Raw genomic sequence first — 21,730 nt, 5'->3', positions numbered from 1 at the left:
TTCTCCCAAAAGCGGCCATTCAGATTTACCGTGTGCGAACACGTCGACATCAAAAATTAGAGGGTTTCGATCTCGTTTTCGCCGAACCAGCCGCGTTCGACGAGAGCGGCGCGTGCCGCGTCCGGATTGTCGGAATAGTAAACGATCGCCAAGCTCTCTTCGGCACGGCTACACGTCACATAAAATAGCCGGCGCGTGCGCGCGATGCTGGTGTCATTGCCCGCGGCTTCATTCTCGAGATCGGTTTTGGATTTGGCCTTAGTGCCGATCAGCTTGTCGTAGCTGAAGAGAAAGCCGCGCGCCTCCTCATCGCTGATCACGACCATCACGCGAGGAAATTCCCGGCCTTTCACCCCCTGATGCGTGTCGAACTGCGAGACGCCACGCACGTAACGATCGTATTTCTCGGTTTCGGGGAATGGTGCGTCGAGGGCCCTCCGCCACGCTCCCGTTTCCGTGTTCGCATCGTCCTCAAGTTCCACCGCGCCGTCCGCCGGCCCTTCTGGGACAAAGGGCTGGAGAACCTCGGGGATTTCGAAGAGATTGGTTTCAGCCACGTAGCGTAGGACGGCACGCAAGGTCGGCGGGTTTTCCGTGAACAGCAAGGCCTGCAGCCCATCACAAGCCACCTTAGCGCGGGCAAGCTCCTCGTGTTGCCACTCGCCGGCATCGGCGAGCCGCTGACGATCAAGCAGCGGCGAAGTCTGGCGCACGGCTGCCGCGATGGCGAAGCGATCTCCGGCGGCCAGCGCCGTTGCAAGCCGAAGCACCTCACGCGTGAAGAATCCGATCCCGCGCCCGGTGCCGTCCAGCAATCCGGTTCGCATGGCTTCATAGCCATAGAGTGATCCGAAGAACTGCTCGAACCCGAACCGGCGTGCTGACATCATATGTTCGAGCGCCAACGTCTTGATCTTCCCCTCACCAGGTTGCCAGCCCTCGTCACCTGTCAGTTCGACCATTCGTGTCGCAGCGGCAGCTTCCACCTCGGCCTTGTTCGGGATCGCTTCTGAAGCAACAAACAACCTGACGATACCTTCGGGTGCATCACTTCGCCATTTCTGCTCCTGCCCGTCATCATCGGCGCGGATCTTGTTGATGAGGGTGACTACACGCCGGGGACAGCGGTGGTTCATGACCTTGATCGGGCGAGCCCAGTTTTCGGGGATAGCTTCGGCGAGCCCGACCTTTCCATCCGCGTAGATACGCTGCATCGTATCGCCAAACAGTCCGAGGCAGAACTCTTCGGGGAAAGCCGCCTGAACGTCGAGCAGCGCGTCCATCAGGCGCCGCGCCGTATCCTGGCTCTCGTCGATTAGCAAGATCGGATAGCGCGCGATCAGCAGACGCCGCAGCCCCGGCTTCTCCTTGAGGAAAGCGGCGGTCATGGCGATCACTTCCGCGTGGTTCAGGGAATCGCGCGTACGGTTGTCGCCGGTCGGACTATAGACGAAGCGAACGATCTCTCCGAGGCTCTCGCGGCGGCGGGTCTTGCTCTCGATCGACTGTGCGCGCTCGATTGCGGCTTTGCCGGCGCGACCCTTTGCCTGCTTCTCCTCAAGCTCGGCGATCTCGGCAAGTAGATTTGCGTCGAGCCAGGTGCGGATATCTGCATCGAAGCCGCGGAGCATCGACCAAGCGAACGCGTGTATTGTCGACACGTCGATGCGGGGATCGAACTCCAGTCGCTGGACGATCTCGTCGCACGCGGCATTGGTATAAGTGATGATCGCGATTTTCCTGCCGGTCAGCGATAAATCTCGGCCCTGCCGTTCGCAGAGATCTCTGATCGCGCTTACCAGCGACCGTGTCTTGCCTGACCCCGCACCAGCATAGAGGAAGAAGCTGCGCGGTGCGGTCAGATCGAGACACTGGCCGATCATTTGGTCGGCAGCGGCATCTACCAGATCGTCATCAACCGCGTCGGTCACGTGGCGGCCTCCTCGGCCGGTGGAAGCACTTCGATCTGCTTCTTCTTAAGGCGCTCCTGAAGCCAGATCGGGCCTTCGGCGATATATCTTGGCACCGTAAGCGTCTCGAATGTCTCGGCGTAGAGGATGTCGAGCGCGAATTCCGCTTTCTTGCCCGTCTTAAGCGCCTCGAACATCGCCGCGCCGATGGCGGCCACGCCCCCGCCGGCAGCGATGGCGTTGCGGAACTTGGCCGCAAGTCCGGTACCCGGGAGCGCAGCGAAGAAAGCCAGGTTCTCGAATGCCAGCGCATCTTCGAAGGTATAGGGATAAGCGGTCTCGGCAACCACCGCGCCTGGGGGCGTCACTTCCACGGGAAGCTGGTAGGCGGCGCGGACCGCAAAGAGCTGATCGTCCGGCGTTTCCAGCGTGCGTTCGGTTGGTGTCGCCGCCCAGAGCGCGTCAACCTCGGCGCGTGCGGGCACCCAATCCTGCAAAGTCGTATTATTCGTGGTTTGGCCGCCCCCAGGCGCGGGCTGCGTTTTGGTCCCCGCCACCTCGCTATCGAGATCGGTGATGATCAAGGTCAGCAGGCCCAGATGATCTATCAACGGGCGCAGGCGATGTGCATGACTACCGCCGATCTCGAGCAGCGTGACATAGCTTTTGCTCAATGCTTCGAACTTGTTCTGGATGAAGTTCGGGACGATCATTCGTTCGGCTGGACCTTCGACAAGAATGGCGGCATCGGCGAAGAACAAGTCGGCGTGCTGAGCGCGCAAATAACGAGTGACAAAGCGCGCGGTCTCATCTTCTGCTCCGAACACTTCGGACAGATTGATCACCGTCGACACCGGGATGCGTGACGCCATGCCTGCCGGCAGCCGGCGGAAGTAGCGGAGGCAAGCGAACGAGACTTCATGCGTGACATGGCTCGAATGGGTGCTGACCACGAGTTGCGTTCGTCGAAGCTTCGTCGGTCCAAGGTCCGGATGCGCGCGTAGCACCTCGTAGGCTTTGTTGATGAAGACCTGCTGGACTTGTGCGTGCAAATGCGCTTCGGGCTCTTCAACTAGCACGAGGTGAAGCGGCTCGACAGACGCGGCCGGGTTGGCGCTCGCCGCCTTGCCGACGCGCATCCATGCGTCGCGGAAGCTCATCAGCCGAAAAATCATGGATATGAGATTCTGATAGCCGAGCCCATTGTTATTCTCCGGGAGGCGCAACACCGGCACTGCCGCTTCACCCGCTGCCGGTGTAACGTCCACCATGAAGGTGACCGCCGAACTGTGATTGAGACCGTCAATAGCCTTCAGCCGGGTCGACACTTTCGGCTTGGGGTCGGTGACGCCGGGGTAGCCCATCCCCTCGACCTCGCTGAACGCCGCCTCGAAACTTTCGGTGAGCTTTTGGTCGAAAGCATCCTGGGCCGCTTCGATCGCCTGGAGCGCGCCTAGATCTTTGACGTCCGGTCCCTTGGTCGGATCGAGATGCTTTGAATAATAGCTGCGCAACTGGTCGGACAAGCGGCTGCCTGGCGAACCGGCTGGGACCTCTTCATCGTCGCTCTGCGGCGCTTCTTCCCCGAAACCGCGCTGCGCCGGTATGTCATGGATGCGGACAAGGCCCTTGAGCGGCTCACCTTCGAGACTGAGCGTCACAGTCGGAAGCGCTTGTGGCCGTGCCTGCCCCTTTTCGGGTGTCTGCAGTTGGGCGGGATCGAGTGTGTACGCGCGAATGCTGAAGCTCTTCGCCAGCCTGCGGTTCAAATAATCGATTAAGGTGGATGGCCATAAAGTGAGCTTTGGCTCGGGACTCGGCTGCCCCTCCACCGCAACTTTCTCAGTATGGGCTTGGGTCGCGGCAGTCCGCAGCGCGTCAGCATCGGCAACCGCCACAAGGAAATCCTTATAGAGGTCGCTAAGCTTGGTCGGTTCATACCGAAGCCTCACCCCAAGCAGGCCGCCCTCCCAGTCAAGCGTTGGGATCAGGTCGCGGACATGGTGCATCTCGCCCGCGTCGACATCCAGCCACAGGTCGAGCGTTGGCAGGAGGTTCAGCCAAGGTTCGAGTGTGAGGTCGACAACCTCGTCGGCTGCCTTGGCGTCGATCCAACTTTGGCCGATCCGATCGATCGCCGGCCAATGACACAAGGTAATGTCATGTACCTCAAACGGACAGCGCCGGGGAACGAGAAAGCGTCGGAGCGCCAACATGGCCGAGCTTTTGCCACTATTGTTGGCACCCACAAACAGAGTCTGCTTTTCGGCGAGATCAATCCGTACGGACAGCAATTTGCGGAAGTTCGCGATCTCGACAAATTTGATATGCACTGCGGTCCTCCTTAGGGCCGGCAAATATATTTTAGGACCCCCGCGGTCGATTTTCGCGCGATAAGGTCGGCACCAACCTCAATTGGCCTGTAACGTCGTTACCCAAAAGCCAATAACGATCCCACCGAATTGTCAGTGCCACCTAAACAACACACCTAGCTTGGTGCAAATTGTTTGATGCGATCTCTCCCAGAGCGCGGCAAGTTATGCTCCGAGTTGGGATACTCTGCTTTCCTGGTATGGCCACTGAACGTGAACGGACCGCTGACGGCCCCGATCACTTAGGACGGCTGACCGCCTTCAAACCGGTGATTCGAATGGTGAAACCTTCGCCGAAAGCGGACGTGCTCACCACCTCCGCACCGATAGAATTGGACAGAAATTTCCGGAGCCCTGCCGGTACGCTAGAAGGGTGCAGCGCTTTGCACCGCTGTAGTCCTCTTGCGTGTCAAGGCGGCTGCGGCGGGATGCCGTTGTCGTTCGCTGTTGTCATCGCGGGAGTGACACTGACGAAAAGCGGGTGGCTGGCTACCAGACGAGACTGTTACGGCGACGATAGCGGCGGTCAGAGCACCGATCAGAAAGCAGGTTAAAACGCGAAGCTCAGGTAGTGAGGATGAACCGATCCAGCGAGAGGCTGCGAATCCTGCTACCTTCGTTTGTGGCGAGGGCGGCAATTGGAAGATCAAGATACACAGCCACCGGAAGGCGGCAGCGGAAACGTCACAAGGGACCCGCTGTCCCGGGCGGTGCCGGTCGATAATCCGGAGATTGGCGAGATCCTCGCGTGCGAGACCGGTGCGTATCTCGATGTGAGGAACTGGATAGGCGGCTGGCGGTACGAACAGCTTATAGCGCAGCGTGTCGATATCAGGGAGAAGCTCGATGGGGCACCGCGTTTCCGGTGTCCGCTCTGCGGCGTCGCGGTCTATCTGGCGTCGAACCGGCATAAGCGGTTCTACTTCAAACACCAAGTCGAGGACGGCTCCTGTCCGGCGCAGACCCGGCATCCCTTGTCGGCGGAAGAAATCCTCGCGCGCAAATATCACGGCTTGCGCGAGAGCGCGCCGCACCGGCGGATCAAGGCGCTGATCGTGCGCAGCTTGGAGGCCGATCCCCAGTATGCGTCCGTGCAAGTCGAGCGCCAGTGGCGTTCGGCGCACGACCCGGCCGCCCGGCGGCGGCCCGATGTGCAGGCGGCAGGCCCTGCCGGACGTCTTGCCTTCGAGGTCCAGCTATCGACCACCTTCCTACATGTCGTCGTGGCACGGCGGGCTTTCTATCGGCAGGAAGGCGGACTGCTGGTCTGGATCATGGGCGGGTTCGATCCGGCCTATCGCCGGCTGACCACCGATGACCTGCTTTTCACGAACAACTCGAACATTCTCATTGTCGACGAGGAGACGGCGGCGCAGTCCGAAGCGGCCCGCCGTTTCCATGTCCGCTGTCACTTCCGGCGGCCGGAGCGGGACGGCGACCGGATAGCAGATACCTGGGAAAGCCACATCGTGCCTTTCGATGAATTGACGGCAGACCGCGAAGGACAGCGGTGCTGGCATCTCGACTATGACGGTGAAGCGGCCGCGATGCGCGCGGCCATCGAAGGCGAACTCCGCGCGGCACTGTTTGCATTCTGGATCGGGCGCGAACCTGACACGAGGCCGGACAAGGGGGTGCGGCGCGCCTGGGCGGGGTTGCGCAGCAGCTTTGCCGGGCGCGGCATAGCCTTGCCTTCAGCGCCTGACGATGACAGCGGATTCGTCGCCCTGATGAATGGCCTTGCCAGCGCGAAGGAAGGCCGCCCGGTCGGCTGGCACTTCAAACATTTGATAGAGGTCGGCCACCGGATCGCCGACGCCTACCCACAGCATGTGGCCGCCTTCGGCCATGCGCTCTTATATTTCGAGAAGGCCGCTCTCGTGGAGCGCCAAGACCGCAGCGGCAAGTGGAAGCGCCGCCGGAGCGCCATTCGCGATTCTCTTGAGCGCGGCGAGCCTGATTTCAGGCCCGATCCTGATTCCCTGCCTGTGATCGGTTTCGTGATGCCGGGGGTCGAAGAGAAGCTCACAAAGCTTATGCTGAAGGTTGCCGCCTGAAAGTCACTGCGGCCTCCGCCTGATGAGGCCCGGTCCGGAGTACCTATCAACGGGGTTCGCCGATACAAAGGTGACGCGCCAGCGGCGTAGCCCCGGCTGTGACCGTGCACGCGCCTGCGCCCGCTCGATCGCGGCGCTTACATCGTCCGGTATCCGTTCCGCGATGGCCGGCACGCCCGGCGCCGCAGCCGTTTCCTTTATGCCGGTTTTCGCCAACGCATCGCGCGCGGCGACGAGGCGCTGGCGGATCGCCGCCGGCGTCGGCGGGACGGGCACGCCCAAAACGGACCGCCCGCCCGCTATGCCCACGGCGAGCGGAAACGCCGGGGCGCCTGGCGCAAAGGCCTGTGGCCCCGTTGCCAAGACTGCCTGCGGGCAGAACAGGTCTGTCAGTGGAAACAACAGCGGCGCAATTGCCTTAAGGCTCTTGTTGCCGGTCCGCAGCGCCCGGGTGGTTGCACCCCTGACCAGGCCTTCGATCAGGTAGCCGTCGGCAAGGTTGGCGCCGGTGACGGCGGTGAAGCCTGCCCCGCGCGCCGCCTCGCAGGTGCTGGCGGGGTTGTAGAAGATGTATAGTGGATAGGTCGCCGTTGCCGCGCGCGCCGTATCGCACAGGACTGATGCCTGAAGCTTCCGGCCGCTACCGGACTGGTGCAGCAACTCCTTGTAGCCGTGGCGCGTCCATACGCTGCCCCCGCCGTAGCATTGCTTGGCTTGGAGCAGCATGCGGAAGAACGTACCGTCGTCGGGGTTGACGAAGTTCCACTCCATGTCCGCGCCGGTGACGGGCTCATCGGGAAACTCGACGATGATCCGCCGTCCGCCCGCAGTGATGAGGCTGCCCATCAGCAGGTCGGTAACGCTCTCTTCGCGAAACCGCCGCCGCAGCGGCCGGGAGCGCTCCAGGAAGCTTTCGACGAAGGGCGGAAAGTGATGTGCGAGCTGGCAGAGCATCGTATCAGCCTTCCCGCGGCGCGGCGCCGCCAGTTGATCGGCAGGGCGAGCGCGATATGCGGGATCGTCGCTTAAAGTGCCATATAGTGGAGTTCGCTTTCAGGTACATTCTCGTGCCAGATCGCTCAACATGCGCCGAACATTCTCTGGAATGCTTAGCGACACGGCGGCTTCGGCCGCTAGTGCCAAACGAGCGACGTGGACGAGTGGATCGATATTGCAGCCAAAGCCTCATCAATCACCGGCACCGTCTTTTGCGGATTGCGAAGCCTAAAGCGAGACTGCTCTATAATCACGCTCCAAGTCGCCACGGCCCAATCTTCGAGCGGCTTCTTCATCAGCGACTTAAATTCCGACCGTGACACCCAGAGGAGAAAACGAATGGTAGCTGCAAGCGCTATCCTAGGATCGGCAGACAACCCATCGGCTTCAATCGTCGCCGCGATCGAGGTGGCCGTAAGCTCAGCTAAATCGCGGGGCTCCCCTGGCCCTTGCGCGAAAAAGCGTACAAACGGCGGCGTTTGGCGGTGAAAAAGTTCGAATCGCTTCCGGTCGATTGGTCGATTTTCTTACCCATCGCAGGCATCGCGTATGGGCTTTGAATGGCCGCTATGCGTCCCCATAGCAGCCATTTGGCGAGTTGCTCCACGAGCCTATCAGCAGACGTCGCCCTAATGCAGTTTGGATGTCCGTGTTGTCGAACCTTTTGGCTATCCATATTCCGCAGTTCGGCGCCGGTAAGCTGCCCCGTAGGCGGGTATGGCAGCTAGACGAGATTGGGAAAATGTGTCGAGATATCCACAATGTCGATGCGAACGGTCGTTCATGAAGATCGGCGCCACCTCTTCCACACCGCAGTTGCGCAGGATGAACTGCATCACGATCATCTTGACGATTTTCAGGATTGCTTAGTGACATTCCCCGGATTGGGACTGAGTATCGCTATCTTACACACCCACGCGCCGCCAAAGTTACGTTATGCGGACTTTGAGGTCTGGTCTCTCGGCCTGCTCGGCGCATTCTGACAGGATCTGGCAGCCAAGCGCTGCGCCTTCTTCGACTGTCGCGGCGGCAAAAACGTTTTTTCATTGCCAAGAGAAAGCATGTGGGGCAGTCGAATCAGGCTGATGTTTGTGAACAGGTGAATATCTGGACCTGAATGCTTTTGCCGAGTGACATGTTGTGTGCCTTGTTTACATAAATGGTGCCGGGTCGGGTTTTGGCCATGCCTGCGATGCGTGGACAACTGGCAGGGGGACGGAGAGCAGCGCCTTATCGAAGAGCGCGTAGCGGTGTGGGCCGGTCGAGATCTGATTTTGGGATCCGGTGAACGCCGCGTGCGCTCGCCAGCCCATTTATCACTGACAAGAGCGGCAATAGGGGCACGGGCATGCCGAAGAACATCGTCATCCTGCTGGATGGCACATCGAACGAGATAGAGCGCGACCGCACCAATATTCTGCGTCTGTATGGCGTTCTGGCGAAGGACGCCGAGCAACTCGTCTATTATGATCCAGGCGTTGGAACGTTTGGCGCGGAAGGGGCTTGGTCGCGATTCTGGCGCAAGGCACATGAGGTCTGGGGCCTCGCTACTGGTTGGGGGCTCGATCAGAACGTGAAGGAGGCCTATCGCTTCCTCGTCGAGAACTACGACAACGGCAAGCGCAAGGGCGAAGATCCGGTCGAACGCGACCAAATCTTCATCTTCGGGTTCAGCCGCGGCGCGTACTCTGCGCGCGTGCTGGCCGGGTTCATCCATGCTGTCGGCTTGATCGAGCCGCGCAATCTCAACCTGCTCGACTACGTCTATCGGGCCTATAAATCGATCGGGGAGGATGAGAAGCAGGAGGCATTTGCCGAGGTCCGCCTGTACGAACGCATTCTCAAACCTGACCGGCCGCCGATCCGGATGCTCGGCTTGTTCGACACCGTGGGATCGGTAATCGAGAGCGGACGAAACGGCCTGCGGCTCAAGTCGCACGCGTTCACCAGCCGCCACACCAGCGTCCAATCGGTGTCCCATGCTGTCGCGATCGACGAAAAACGAACTATGTTCCGCCCGCAACTCTGGCCAACTGATCAGGAATATTGGGGCAACCCATTCAACAACGCCGCGGCTCAACCTCAGGACGTGAGCGAGGTCTGGTTCGCCGGCGGGCATGGCGACGTCGGCGGCGGTTATCCGGAAGCCGACAGCGCACTGTGCAAGGTGCCGCTCCTGTGGATGATCGGACGCGCGAAACTCTGCGACCTGCGTATCCGCCAGCAGAGCGTCAACGCGATCGTGGTGGGCGCAAAAGAGGGAGCCAAATATGTCGCGCCGAACGCGCTCGGTAGCGCTCACGAGACCATGAGCTTCGCTTGGTCGATCCTCGAAATTGTGCCGCGCCGAAGGCCCAAAGGCTCGTTGCGCCCCTCCCTATTCGGCATCAGTCTCCCCCTCTTTGAGCGACGGCGTCTTCCGAACGGTGCTCGACTCCATCGCTCGGTCGCCGAGCGAAAGGAGCAGTTAGGACAATGGGCACCGAATATTCCGTCCGACTATGAGGTGGAGCCATGATCCGCGCGTTCGCTCTATCGGCCGGGGTCTGCACGGCGTCAGGGCATAAAGGGGGCCGAGGGCGTGCAGAAGATCGCCTCCGCTCGCGCGGTGGAAGCACTCTTGGATGGATACGCATTCACACCTGACGGGGGAGCAGGAAATGGCTGACGCAATTGATGGAGGGCACGGTGATGGCGGTGCCGCAGGCTTTCACGCTGCCCTCACTCCATTCATTTCCCTAACTCTCGCCAAGGTAGCGGGAGTTCCTGTCGCCGACCAGCTCGAACGCTGTCTCGCAGATATCGAGGCGATCTGCGCGGCCGAGGAGCAGCCGACCACATCGGATTTCACGCGATTGCCCGAGCTTCAGCACGCCGGTGTCCGCTTGCAGACGATGTGGTACAAGCGCACGCTCAAGCCTGCCTGGACCGGCGCCGCGGAGTTCGTCGATGTCCAGCACCATCTCGTCATCGCGCTTGTGCGCAAGGGCCATCTGGCGCTCCATATCAGCGATCCCAAAATAAAAGGGCTGCTGCGCGCAGCACTGATTAGGGACTGTGACGCGGACGCACCCCTGACCTGGCTCTTGCCTATATCCCGTTCAACCATGGCCGCAGCATTTCTCGAGAATGGCCAGGCGCGGACCCTTTGGCTGTCGGGCGTTCACCGGAGAAGTGCCACGAAGGCCGATGCCAAGATCCTTGCCGGACAGGATCTGGACTATTCGCTCGACCCCTTTGATGACCAGAGCTTCTACTGGTCGGCCGCGCGTTCGCGCAGTGCCGCGCTGGAGGTCACTGTGGGCGTGTCGCCCAAGGCCTCGCGAGTTTGGCTCGGCAAGGCAAATTCGATCGAAGGATTCGCCGCTTCGGCGGCGCTACTCATAAATGCTGTCGCGGCCGCGAAGCAGGGAGTCACCGAGCCATTCCGATTTCTCGCAACCCCGGTGCAGGCGCTCGACCCTGCAAAGGTCAAAGACGGATATGACCTGTCGATCCTGCCGCCCGACATGCTCGACGACGGTGAAGAGGATGCGGATACGGTCAATGCCGATGCTGCGCTGGTGATCTCCTCCAGTCTTGTCGTTGAAGCCGCCGATGGCTCAAATTTGTCGGTAAGCGTCGAGATCAACGGCAGCGCGATCGGTACGGTGCGCCTCGAGGTCAGCGTCACGCGCGATGGCAAGGTGAAGTTCAAGGTCTCCGATCCGAAGCCGGCCGGTGTCGACGATGACGCCTTCAATCGTATCAAAACGCTGCTCGGGCGCGGCGTCGGTGTAAACATACGCTACGACAGCGGGCACAGTGTGTCCGATAGGCAGATCTATGCCTTAAGAATGCCGCGGATTGCCTTCTCGCATTTCGAGGCAGAGGACTTCAGCGGCTATGCCGTAAAACAGGAAAAACCACATGATCTCAGCAAGATCGGCAAGGAAAAAAGCCTGTTCTGCTGGGTCCAGAACACCCACAAGGGATGGCTCGCCTGCGACGATGGTGCGAATGAAAAGGCGGACTTCATCCACCTCGATGTCAGCGGCCCTAAACCAATTCTGTCGCTTATCCATGTGAAAGGGGCAAAGAGCGACACGGCCGGCCGTAGACTTTCTGTCGCGGCCTACGAGGTCGTTACCGGTCAGGCGATAAAGAACCTCCAGTGGCTCGACAAACAGGCGCTCGCCAAGGGCCTCTCGCAAGCGGTGCGCGCAACGAACTATTGGTGGAAGGACGGCGAACCTGTAGTGAAAGATGCGCTCGTGGAAGCGATTGAGGGCCTCGGCGACGACTATACCCGGCGCGTCGTCGTGGTGCAGCCGCATGTTACGGAAGCCGCACGGATTAAAGCCGAGGCCGCCAAGACTGGCGTAAACCGGCTGCGTCTCGATCAGTTGAGCACGCTGCTCGCCAGCGCCTGGCGTAGTTGCAACGGGCTTGGCGCCGAGTTCACGGTGATCTGGGCCAAATAGAGGTTTGTGCCCGCTGTGGATGGAGAGCGGGCTGACTGCTCTCGGGTGCGCAAACTGCCTAAGTGTACACTCGTTCAAGAAGTCGAATGCCAGCTACGCTTCGATGCCCGCTGCGCCTTCTGCCGCAGCTATCGCGCCTCGATTCAACGTAGCACGAGGAACTGGCGCCTTAAAGAAGGCTGATTCAACAACAGATTGGCCAACAGGCCCAATACAGGCGGTAACAAGTCAGGCGTCAAGATGGCCAGTTTTCAGAATCACTGTTAAGTAACAGAGATCATGCGGGCCTTGAAGATGAGGAAGTAGGGCTTGGTTGATACGAATGTGCTGGCGCCGCTTTCCCTAGCAGACTTCGAGCAGGCGATCGCCTCCAAACCCAACACTCTCGAAGTCCACCTTGATCTGGTGGAGCGCGATATCAAAGTTGAGGGCTGCAAGGTCCACATACACTGCCATTGCTTGAAAGTGGACGCAGATGGACGCGTGAGTCCAATTCGGCTCGCCGAATTCATGCGCTCAGCGGTAATCGACTATGCGATCCCGCACGAGGCGCGCCAGCGCGCCAAGGAGCGAGACAACAGGGAAGGCGGTTCCGCCGCCACGATCGAACTCTACCATCGCGCATTGGGTACGTTCACCGATCTCAAGACCTCCGGCGAAGGCGGCGAACTCCTCCTCTACCTACTCGCCGAACGCTTCCTCAATCTGCCACAGATCCTCTGCAAAATGTCGCTTAAGACAAGTTCGCAGGTGCACTACCACGGGGCAGATGGCGTATACGCCGACGTGGACGAAGACGGAGTGCTGAACCTCTACTGGGGGGAGTCAAAGATCCACGCCGACCCAGCCAAGGCGATTCGAGAATGCCTTAGCTCATTGAAGCCGTTTCTCGACGAGGAAGAGGGAGAGTCGGCCAAGCGCGAACGGGACCTCGTGTTGTTGAGCGAGCGGGCCGATCTTGGAAAGCTGGACCTCAACGCCTCGCTACGCCGGTTCTTCGACCAGACGGATCCGCTCGTGAAGAGGAAGCGATAACGCGCGGTCGCCCTCGTGGGCTTCGACAGCGAAGCCTATCCGACCGCTGGCGCAAAGTGTGGCGCAAATGACATCGTCGATGCGTCAAGGGACGCGCTCAAGAAATGGTCCGAGAACGTCGGGAACCGACTGATCCTCGAGAAACTCACCGACTGCCAGATCGAGTTTCTCTGCCTGCCGCTTCCTAACGCCGAGGCTTTCCGCTTGGCTGTGCTCGACTCCCTGGGACTGGCCAAGTGACCGAGGATGAGCTCATCGAATGGCTTCTCGCCGAAGGCGTGGCGAGCGATCTCGCACTGTTGTCCAGGGTCAACGCGCTACAGGAACTTGAGAACGTCGAGCCGGTCGAAGCCGTTACAAAGGCCCTGAACGCGGTAGACTGGAATCGCCTCCTCCTCGCCGGCAGCATCCTGGCGCGCTCTGAGGCTCGACCGCCGCGTGAGGCGGCTCTCTTGATCGCGACTTCGTCGATAACGTTGGCGAAACGCGGCCCGACACGCGATGCTGCGGCGCTGCTGTTTGAGCAGCTTTCCAACAAGTTGGCGGTCGGGCTCGCGCAGCGGAGGGGTGAGGTCGGAGTGGATCTCGACGCCCGTCTAGGCGTCGGCGCGCGGCTAGAGCTGACGCGGAACCGCCTAAAGAACTCCGTGGTGCTCGAGGCCGATGGGGGACTCCTAGAGGTAAACGCCTTCCAGCGGTCCTTCTGGACGGGCTCGCAGGACGAACGCGGCTGGATGTCCGCGTCGGCTCCGACCGCGTGCGGGAAGACGTATCTGGTGCTGCAGTGGCTGCTGGACCAAATGCGGGCGAAGCGCGCCCGTATGGTGGTATATCTCGCTCCGACCCGCGCGCTCGTCAGCGAGACCGAAACGAACCTTAGGGACCTGCTGTCAAGCGCAAGCCTCGGCGCCGATCAGATCCGAGTTAGCTCGCTCCCACTTACGGACGAATACCTGGCGATGCGGAACGGCGGACCTCCGCTGGTCGCGGTCTTCACGCAGGAGCGACTGCACCTTTTCGCCAACGCGCTCTCGGACGAGATGGAGATCGACCTTCTGATCGTTGACGAGGCTCACAAAATCGGCGACGCAAAGCGTGGCGTGATCCTGCAGGATGCGATTGAGCGCGTGACGCGGGCTAGTCCGAAGGTTCGGGCGGTCTTCATCAGCCCGGCGACACAGAACCCCCACACACTACTGGACGACGCGCCGCCTTCAGCGAACCGCCAAGTGGTCGACAGCGATGCGCCGACGGTGCTCCAAAACGTGCTGTTCGCGCAGCAGGTCAAGCGGCAGACCACCAAGTACGAGCTCGCTATCCGACGCGGCGACGAACCTGAGAGCGTAGGCATTCTCAGCCTGACGGGCCGTCCTGTCGGGCTGCGGAAGAGGATAGCCTTCATCGCCGAGGCCCTGACGGGCCACCGGTCGGGCACCTTGATTTACGCCAATGGTCCGGACGAGGCAGAGAAAATCGCGTTTCTGCTGAACCAGGGGGCGGTTCGTGAGGCCCTTGATCCTGAACTGGCGGCCCTTGCGGATCTCTCTCGGAAGGGGGTCCATCCGGACTATCTCCTCGCGCCGCTCGTCGAGCGCGGTGTAGCGTTTCACTACGGTAATATGCCATCGCTACTGCGATCGGAGATCGAGCGGCTCTTCAAGTCTGGCAAGATCCGCTTCCTAGTGTGCACTTCGACTCTTATCGAGGGGGTCAACCTCTCGTGCCGGATGATCGTGCTCCGCGGTCCAAGGAAGGGAAGCGGCAATCACATGTTGGCGCACGACTTCTGGAACCTGGCCGGCCGGGCAGGTCGATGGGGTGACGAGTTTCAAGGCAAGATCGTCTGCATCGACCCTCACGACGAAGAAGCGTGGCCGCACGGCGTGCCCAAGCGCGCGCGTTACGAGATCAAGCGTGAAACGGACCTTGTTATGGAGGAGCCCGAGGAACTGCTCGGCTTTCTTAACAAACGTGCGGACATGTCGATGGACGAAGTCAGCCGCGGCTCCAATCTCGAACAGGTCTCGTCCTATCTGATCTCGACATTCCTGCGAGCCGGCTCCGTCGCCGACGCCGCATTCGCGAAGCGGCACGATCCGAGCTTCGTCACGGGGTTGGACAAGGCGCTCGCCGAGCTATGCAAGGTCAATCGCCTGCCTCCGACGCTGATCGCACGGCATCCAGGCGTGAGCGCCATCGCGATGCAATCCCTCCTCGAATTCTTTGGGCAGCACCCCGGCGAACCCGAGGATCTCGTTCCTGCGGCCACCGAGGACGACGAGGCAGTGGCTTCCATGATGTTTGTGATGCAGACGATCAACGACCACCTCTACCCGGCCTTCAAGCCGGATGAGTTGATTTACGGTCACGCCGTGACCGTTCAGCGCTGGCTCCGAGGTTGGTCACTCGCCCGCATGATACAGACACGCATCGAGAATCTTCGACGGAGCGGAAAGGCCGTCAACATCCCAAAGGTCTGCCGCCAAACGATGGAGATGGTCGAGCAGACCGCGCGGTTCGCCGCACCGAAGTACATTTCTGCCTACGTTGATGTTCTGAGGCTGCACCTGGACGGCATCGGGCGTGCCGATCTTCTTCGCGACCGCTTCGACATAGGTCTGGCACTCGAGTTCGGCATCTCTACGCAGACGCTGCTCTCGCTGATGGAAATGGGTCTCTCCAGGATGAGCGCCGTCGCGCTGCACGAGGTGATCGCGATGGACGACCTCGACCAAGACGCGTGCCGCAATTGGATGCGTACCAACGGCAACGCCCTGGAAAGCGCGGGAATTCCCTCCATCATCGTGCGGGAGCTGCGCGAGAGGCTGCTCGGAGAGACACCGCCACCAGCGGCCGCGGGGGAGACGGCGGACTGACCACAGGCGTCCCCGCCGTCGGACACTACCGCCTCCCTGGGCCGTAGAATTCAGCTTTTGTAGGCATGGCACAGCTATTGGGTATGTCATCTGGATACCAGCCTTCAGATTGCTTCACGACCCCGCGCCGCCACGGTAGACGCGGCCAACCAGCATGTTAGTTTCCTCATGGGGAGATCGGTATGGGAAAGGCAAGGCGGATTACGCTCACCACGCGATCGTTTGACAAGGCTGGGGACGCGACGGCGTTCTTCACGGCTATGCTGAACCGGTACAACATCGGTGACCGCGTCAGCGCCGAAGACGCGACCGATCTGTCCGCGCTACTCGAACGCCACGATCAGGTCGAGGAAAAGGCCAGAACCGGCATTGCGGGTTTCGAGGTCAACACCCCGCCGGAAGACGTTCCAAATTTTTCGAAGAGATGCTTTTGGGTGATCAGACGCGATGGTACGAAGATCGACTTCTCGATCGGCCATTGTCTCAAACCGAGACCATACGACTGATCCGCTGGCAGGCACGTCGTATCGACAACCCGCTCGGCGAATTTCGCGCCAAGCCGGCACCGGTCTCCGCTTCTAGGACCCACCAGACGTCACCAGGATGACGGGGTATGGGTCTTAGCGGCGCCGTCGAATGATAAACAAAGGCCAACTCGTCGCTTTTAGCCGTCCGAAGGCCGCTGGTCTCCTCCTGGCCACAAACTCCGCCATCCGTCGCGCCCCGAGCTAACGGAAGGTTTCGCGCGGCAACGGAAGCGCCCCGAACGGCGACAATGGGGTCTGAGCTGACTAGACAAATTTTATCCCATACCGCAATCGAGGACGGCTGCTTCCAGCCTTGTGCTGCTCAGAAGCCGACCGTCCGGATACGGCCCCGACTCTGCCGTCTGACGAACTGAACGACAAGTTTCAGGCGCTAACGCAAGCGCTACCGATGGCAACAATTAGGGTTGAAACCGGACTCCCAAAATCAGAGATGATCGCGTCCAGAGATCCCGGTGGCCGAGCGCTTTGTTTCTCCGTCGATATCGAATCAGGGCGTGTAATAACACGCCGATGATGATTTTCTACGGATCAAGGCTAAGGCAATACCGCCGTTCTCTTGTATTTGCACGCCACGCCACTACTACGACCAAAACTTGTTGAACGAGCCTGATTTGAGGCTCTTTTAGTCATCCCCATCCGGGGACTTCTGTGAGCGCCCCGTGATGAAGCGGGGCCGGGATGACTGCCACATACAACAAGCCGGAAGCGATCGCGCGTGGCGCGCGCATGTTGCGCACGGCGCTCGGCCCCGCCATCGCGCGCTATCTCGAAGACCCCGGCGTCATCGAAGTGATGTTGAACCCGGACGGCCGGTTGTGGATCGATCGGCTGTCCGAAGGTCTGTCCGACACGGGCGAGAGGATGTCGCCCGCCGATGGCGAACGCATCGTGCGGCTCGTCGCGCATCATGTCGGCGCGGAGGTGCATGCGCGCTCGCCCCGCGTCTCGGCCGAGTTGCCCGAGACCGGCGAGCGGTTTGAAGGCTTGCTGCCGCCCATCGTCGCATCGCCGGCTTTTGCCATCCGCAAGCCCGCCGTCGCGGTGTTCACGCTCGACGACTATGTGGCGAGCGGAATCATGACCGCCAGCCAGGCCGATACGCTGCGCGCGGCCGTCGCGTCCCGCGCCAACATCCTTGTGGTGGGCGGCACCAGCACGGGAAAAACGACGCTCACCAATGCACTGCTCGCCGAAGTGGCGAAGACTGCGGATCGCGTCGTCATCATCGAGGACACCCGCGAACTGCAATGCCGCGCGGCAAACCTCGTCTCGATGCGCACCAAGGACGGCGTGGCGACGCTGTCCGACCTGGTGCGCTCCAGCTTGCGCCTGCGCCCCGACCGCATTCCGATCGGCGAGGTGCGCGGCGCCGAAGCCCTCGACCTTCTGAAAGCCTGGGGCACGGGCCACCCCGGAGGTATCGGCACCATTCACGCCGGCAGCGCCATAGGTGCGCTGCGCCGTCTCGAACAACTCATCCAGGAAGCCGTCGTCACCGTCCCGCGCGCGCTGATCGCGGAGACGATCGACCTTGTCGCCGTGCTGTCTGGCCACGGCTCCGCGCGCCGGCTCGCCGAACTCGCCCGCGTCGACGGGCTGGGGCCGGACGGCGACTACCGCATCACCCCCGCCAAACCAACCACAGGAGATATCGCATGATCCGCACGCTCTCGCGCGGCACTCGCGCCCTCGCGACCGCCGCAACGACGCTCACCATCAGCATCATGTTGACACCAGCCGCACATGCGTCCGGTTCATCCATGCCCTGGGAACAGCCGCTGGAAAAGATTCTCCAGTCGATTGAGGGGCCGGTCTCCAAGATCATCGCCGTCATCATCATTATCGTCACCGGCCTGACGCTGGCTTTCGGCGACAGCAGCGGAGGTTTTCGCAGGCTGATCCAGATCGTGTTCGGCCTGTCGATCGCATTCGCGGCGTCGAGCTTCTTCCTGTCGTTCTTCTCGTTCGGCGGCGGGGCGCTCGTCTGATGGCGACCTCCTTTGAACAGCTTGACGCCGTGTCGGGATTTTCGATCCCCGTCCATCGCGCGCTGACCGAGCACATCATGCTCGGCGGCGCGCCACGTTCGATCGCGATTCTGAACGGGACGCTGGCCGGCGCGATCGGCCTCGGCCTGCGCCTCTGGCTGGTCGGCCTCGCCATCTGGGCCATTGGCCATTTCGTGGCGGTGTGGGCGGCAAAGCGCGATCCGCTGTTCGTGGAAGTCGGGCGCAGGCATCTGCGCATCCCGGCTTTTCTCGCGGTGTGAAGGAGACGCGCTGTGATGAATTTCGCCGAATATCGCCGCACCGCCTCGCGCCTTGCCGATTATCTGCCCTGGGTCGCGCTGGTCGGCCCCGGCGTGGTGCTCAATAAAGATGGCAGCTTCCAGCGCAGCGCCAGGTTTCGCGGTCCCGATCTCGATTCCGCTGTCGCGGCCGAACTGGTCGGTGTCGCACGACGACTCAACAACGCCTTCCGCCGTCTCGGCTCTGGCTGGGCCATCTTCGTCGAGGCGGAGCGCCACCCCTCGAACAGCTACCCCAACAGCATCTTTCCCGATCCGGCATCCGCGCTGCTCGACGCCGAGCGCAAGGCCGGGTTCGAGGAAGCCGGTGCGCACTTCGAGTCCGACTACGCCCTGACCTTCGCCTGGCTGCCGCCGGCCGAGGACACCGCCCGCGCGGAGACCTGGCTTTATGAAGGCCGCGAGCAATCCGGCGTCGATCCTCATGAGATTCTGCGCACCTTTGTGGACCGCACCGACCGCGTGCTGGCGCTGCTTCACGGCTTCATGCCGGAATGCGCGTGGCTTGATGACAGCGAGACGCTGACTTACCTGCATTCTTGCATCTCGACCAGGCGCCATCGCGTCCGCATCCCCGAGACACCGATCTATCTCGACGCGCTGCTGGCGGACCAGCCGCTGACCGGCGGGCTGGAGCCGCGCCTTGGCGATCAGCACCTGCGCATCCTCACCATCACAGGTTTTCCGACAGCGACCACGCCCGGCATCCTAGATGAGCTGAACCGGCTGGCGTTCCCGTATCGCTGGTCGACGCGCGCGATTCTGCTCGACAAGACGGAGGCGACGCGACTGCTGACCAGGATCAGGCGGCAGTGGTTCGCCAAGCGCAAGTCCATCGCCGCGATCCTGAAAGAGGTGATGACGAACGAGCAATCCGTGCTCGTGGACACCGACGCCGCCAACAAGGCCGCCGACGCCGATCTGGCGCTTCAAGAGCTTGGCGCCGATGTCGCCGGCATGGCCTACGTCACCGCCACCATCACGGTCTGGGACGCCGATCCGCGCATCGCCGACGAGAAACTACGGCTGGTCGAGAAGGTCATCCAGGGCCGCGACTTCACGGCGATGCTGGAGACCGTCAACGCGGTGGACGCCTGGCTCGGCTCGCTGCCAGGTCACGCCTACGCAAACGTCCGCCAGCCGCCGATCAGCACCCTGAATCTCGCCCACCTGATTCCCTTAAGCGCGGTGTGGGCGGGGCCTGAACGGGACGAGCACTTCGGCGCACCCGCATTGCTCTATGGCAGGACCGAAGGCTCAACCCCGTTCAGGTTTTCCCTTCACGTCGGCGATGTCGGCCACACCCTCGTCGTCGGCCCGACCGGCAGCGGCAAGTCCGTGCTGCTGGCGCTGATGGCGTTGCAGTTCCGGCGCTACGCCGGCGCCCAGGTGTTCGCCTTCGACTTCGGCGGCTCGATCCGCGCCGCCGCGCTCGCCATGGGCGGCGACTGGCATGATCTCGGCGGCGGTTTGACGGAAGGCTCGGACGCCTCGGTTTCGCTTCAGCCCCTCGCGCGCATCCATGACACCTATGAGCGCGCCTGGGCCGCCGACTGGATCGTTGCGATCCTGATGCGCGAAGGCGTCCCGATCACACCGGAAGCCAAGGAGCATCTCTGGACGGCGCTGACATCGCTCAGCACCGCGCCGGTCGAGGAACGCACCATTACGGGCCTCAGCGTGCTGCTGCAATCCAACGACCTGAAGCAGGCGTTGCGGCCGTATTGCGTCGGCGGCGCTTACGGCCGGCTGCTCGACGCCGAGGCCGAATACCTCGGCTCGGCCGACGTGCAGGCGTTCGAGATCGAGGGACTTGTCTGCACGGGCGCGGCGCCGGCCGTCCTCGCTTATCTGTTTCATCGCATCGGAGACCGGCTCGACGGGCGGCCGACGCTGCTCATCATCGACGAAGGCTGGCTTGCGCTGGATGACGAAGGTTTTGCCGGGCAATTGCGCGAATGGCTGAAGACTCTGCGCAAGAAGAACGCATCCGTCATCTTCGCCACGCAGTCGCTGTCCGACATCGACAATTCGACTATCGCCGCGGCCATCATCGAAAGCTGCCAGACGCGGCTCCTGTTGCCGAACGAGCGTGCCGTCGAGCCACAGATCACGGCAATCTATCGCCGCTTCGGCCTGAACGACAGGCAGATCGAAATCCTCGCACGCGCGACGCCCAAGCGGGATTATTACTGCCAGTCCCGCCGCGGCAACCGCCTGTTTGAACTCGGCCTGTCCGAAGTCGGCCTCGCGCTGTGCGCCGCATCCGCCAAATCCGACCAGGCGCTGATCGCGCGGATCGTCGCCGAGCACGGCCGCGAAAACTTTCTCGCCGCCTGGCTCAACGCCCGCGATGTCGGCTGGGCGGTCGATCTCATTCCCAACCTCACCAACAAGGGGACATCCTCATGACCTTGCGCCGTTCATCACGCGCCGCGCGGCTCGCCGTCGCGCTGCTGACCACCCCCGTCGCGCTGGCGCCGATGCTGGCGACGCCGGCCCACGCGCTGGTCGTGTTCGATCCCTCGAACTATGCGCAGAACATGCTGACCGCCGCGCGGTCGCTGGAGCAGATCACCCACCAGATCGCCTCTCTCCAAAACGAGGCGCAGATGCTCGTCAATCAGGCCCGCAACCTCGCAAGCCTGCCGTATTCCGCGCTCCAGCAGATTCAGCAGAACGTCCAGCGCACGCAGCAGCTCTTGGGCCAGGCGCAGAACATCGCCTTCAACGTCCAACAGATCGACCAGGCGTTCCAGCAGCAATATGGCAACGTCTCACTGTCGGCGTCCGACCAGCAGCTTGTCGCCGATGCGCGCTTGCGCTGGCAGAACACGGTCGGCGGATTGCAGGACGCGATGCGCGTGCAGGCCGGCGTCGTCGGCAACATCGATTCCAACCGCACGCAGATGTCGACGCTGGTCGGCCAGAGCCAGAATGCTGCCGGAGCACTCCAAGCCACCCAGGCCGGCAATCAGATCCTCGCTCTCCAGTCGCAGCAGCTCTCCGACCTGATCGCGGTGATCTCGGCCAACGGCCGCGCCAGCGCGCTGACCGGGGCCGAGCGCGCGGCGGCGGCCGAACAGGGCCGCGAGCAACGCCGCCGCTTCCTGACGCCGGGCGGCAGCTACACGCCGGGCAACGCGCAGATGTTCAACAATTGAG

At 61.8% G+C, this 21,730-nt stretch carries 16 protein-coding genes; 13 read left to right on the top strand and 3 right to left on the bottom strand.

What is annotated here, in order from left to right; all coding sequences use genetic code 11:
* Positions 1-56 precede the first annotated feature (56 nt).
* Both NWI01_RS08795 and NWI01_RS08790 read right to left on the bottom strand, forming a co-directional pair.
* A complete protein-coding gene (locus NWI01_RS08795) occupies positions 57-1,931 on the bottom strand; it encodes a UvrD-helicase domain-containing protein (RefSeq protein WP_244613701.1) in 1,875 nt (624 codons plus the stop codon).
* Positions 1,928-4,243, bottom strand: coding sequence for an AAA family ATPase (locus NWI01_RS08790; protein ID WP_141383495.1), 2,316 nt, complete (start codon positions 4,241-4,243; stop codon positions 1,928-1,930). Before NWI01_RS08790 ends, NWI01_RS08795 begins: the two co-directional genes overlap by 4 nt.
* Positions 4,244-4,920: 677 nt before the next feature.
* Between NWI01_RS08790 and NWI01_RS08785 the strand changes: the two genes are divergently transcribed.
* Entirely contained in the window at positions 4,921-6,339 is a 1,419-nt protein-coding gene (locus tag NWI01_RS08785; RefSeq protein WP_141383494.1) for a DUF6035 family protein, read from the top strand.
* Positions 6,340-6,342: 3 nt separating this feature from the next.
* Here NWI01_RS08785 and NWI01_RS08780 read toward each other — a convergent pair whose 3' ends face one another.
* Positions 6,343-7,293, bottom strand: a complete 951-nt coding sequence (locus tag NWI01_RS08780; protein ID WP_141383493.1) for a DUF6615 family protein — start codon at positions 7,291-7,293, stop codon at positions 6,343-6,345.
* A gap of 803 nt (positions 7,294-8,096) precedes the next feature.
* On the opposite strand from NWI01_RS08780, the gene NWI01_RS08775 reads away from it, so the two are divergent.
* The 12 genes from NWI01_RS08775 to trbJ all read left to right on the top strand — a co-directional run bounded on the left by NWI01_RS08775 (position 8,097) and on the right by trbJ (position 21,729).
* Positions 8,097-8,318 (top strand): hypothetical protein, encoded by a 222-nt coding sequence (locus NWI01_RS08775; RefSeq protein WP_141383492.1) that lies wholly within the window; start codon positions 8,097-8,099, stop codon positions 8,316-8,318.
* A gap of 365 nt (positions 8,319-8,683) precedes the next feature.
* On the top strand, positions 8,684-9,853 hold the full coding sequence (locus NWI01_RS08770; RefSeq protein ID WP_141383491.1) for a DUF2235 domain-containing protein: 1,170 nt from the start codon (positions 8,684-8,686) through the stop codon (positions 9,851-9,853).
* Positions 9,854-9,995: 142 nt separating this feature from the next.
* Complete coding sequence (locus NWI01_RS08765) at positions 9,996-11,798, top strand: hypothetical protein (RefSeq protein ID WP_141383490.1); 1,803 nt, start codon at positions 9,996-9,998, stop codon at positions 11,796-11,798.
* 309 nt (positions 11,799-12,107) lie between these two features.
* A complete protein-coding gene (locus NWI01_RS08760; RefSeq protein WP_244613700.1) occupies positions 12,108-12,833 on the top strand; it encodes a HamA C-terminal domain-containing protein in 726 nt (241 codons plus the stop codon).
* 15 nt (positions 12,834-12,848) lie between these two features.
* Positions 12,849-13,073, top strand: a complete 225-nt coding sequence (locus tag NWI01_RS19595) for a hypothetical protein (RefSeq protein WP_244613699.1) — start codon at positions 12,849-12,851, stop codon at positions 13,071-13,073.
* A 236-nt stretch (positions 13,074-13,309) separates the two neighbouring features.
* Entirely contained in the window at positions 13,310-15,709 is a 2,400-nt protein-coding gene (locus tag NWI01_RS08755) for a DEAD/DEAH box helicase (RefSeq protein WP_244613698.1), read from the top strand.
* A gap of 182 nt (positions 15,710-15,891) precedes the next feature.
* Positions 15,892-16,215: a DCL family protein gene (locus tag NWI01_RS08750; RefSeq protein ID WP_141383488.1), complete on the top strand. Its 324-nt coding sequence runs from the start codon at positions 15,892-15,894 to the stop codon at positions 16,213-16,215.
* 720 nt (positions 16,216-16,935) lie between these two features.
* Positions 16,936-17,916 (top strand): P-type conjugative transfer ATPase TrbB, encoded by a 981-nt coding sequence (gene trbB, locus NWI01_RS08745; protein WP_141383487.1) that lies wholly within the window; start codon positions 16,936-16,938, stop codon positions 17,914-17,916.
* A complete protein-coding gene (locus NWI01_RS08740; protein WP_141383486.1) occupies positions 17,913-18,245 on the top strand; it encodes a TrbC/VirB2 family protein in 333 nt (110 codons plus the stop codon). The genes trbB and NWI01_RS08740 overlap by 4 nt, the downstream gene beginning before the upstream one ends.
* A complete protein-coding gene (locus NWI01_RS08735) occupies positions 18,245-18,526 on the top strand; it encodes a VirB3 family type IV secretion system protein (protein WP_141383485.1) in 282 nt (93 codons plus the stop codon). The genes NWI01_RS08740 and NWI01_RS08735 overlap by 1 nt, the downstream gene beginning before the upstream one ends.
* 12 nt (positions 18,527-18,538) lie before the next feature.
* Positions 18,539-20,977, top strand: coding sequence for a conjugal transfer protein TrbE (trbE, locus tag NWI01_RS08730; RefSeq protein ID WP_141383484.1), 2,439 nt, complete (start codon positions 18,539-18,541; stop codon positions 20,975-20,977).
* A complete protein-coding gene (trbJ, locus tag NWI01_RS08725; RefSeq protein ID WP_141383483.1) occupies positions 20,974-21,729 on the top strand; it encodes a P-type conjugative transfer protein TrbJ in 756 nt (251 codons plus the stop codon). The genes trbE and trbJ overlap by 4 nt, the downstream gene beginning before the upstream one ends.
* The last annotated feature ends 1 nt before the right edge of the window (position 21,730 follow it).

It is taken from the genome of Nitrobacter winogradskyi, from assembly GCF_006539545.1.
In the GTDB taxonomy this organism is placed as follows: Bacteria; Pseudomonadota; Alphaproteobacteria; order Rhizobiales; family Xanthobacteraceae; genus Nitrobacter; species Nitrobacter winogradskyi_A.
Note: the sequence above shows the minus strand (reverse complement) of the source record. Positions and strands in the feature narration are given on the sequence as shown.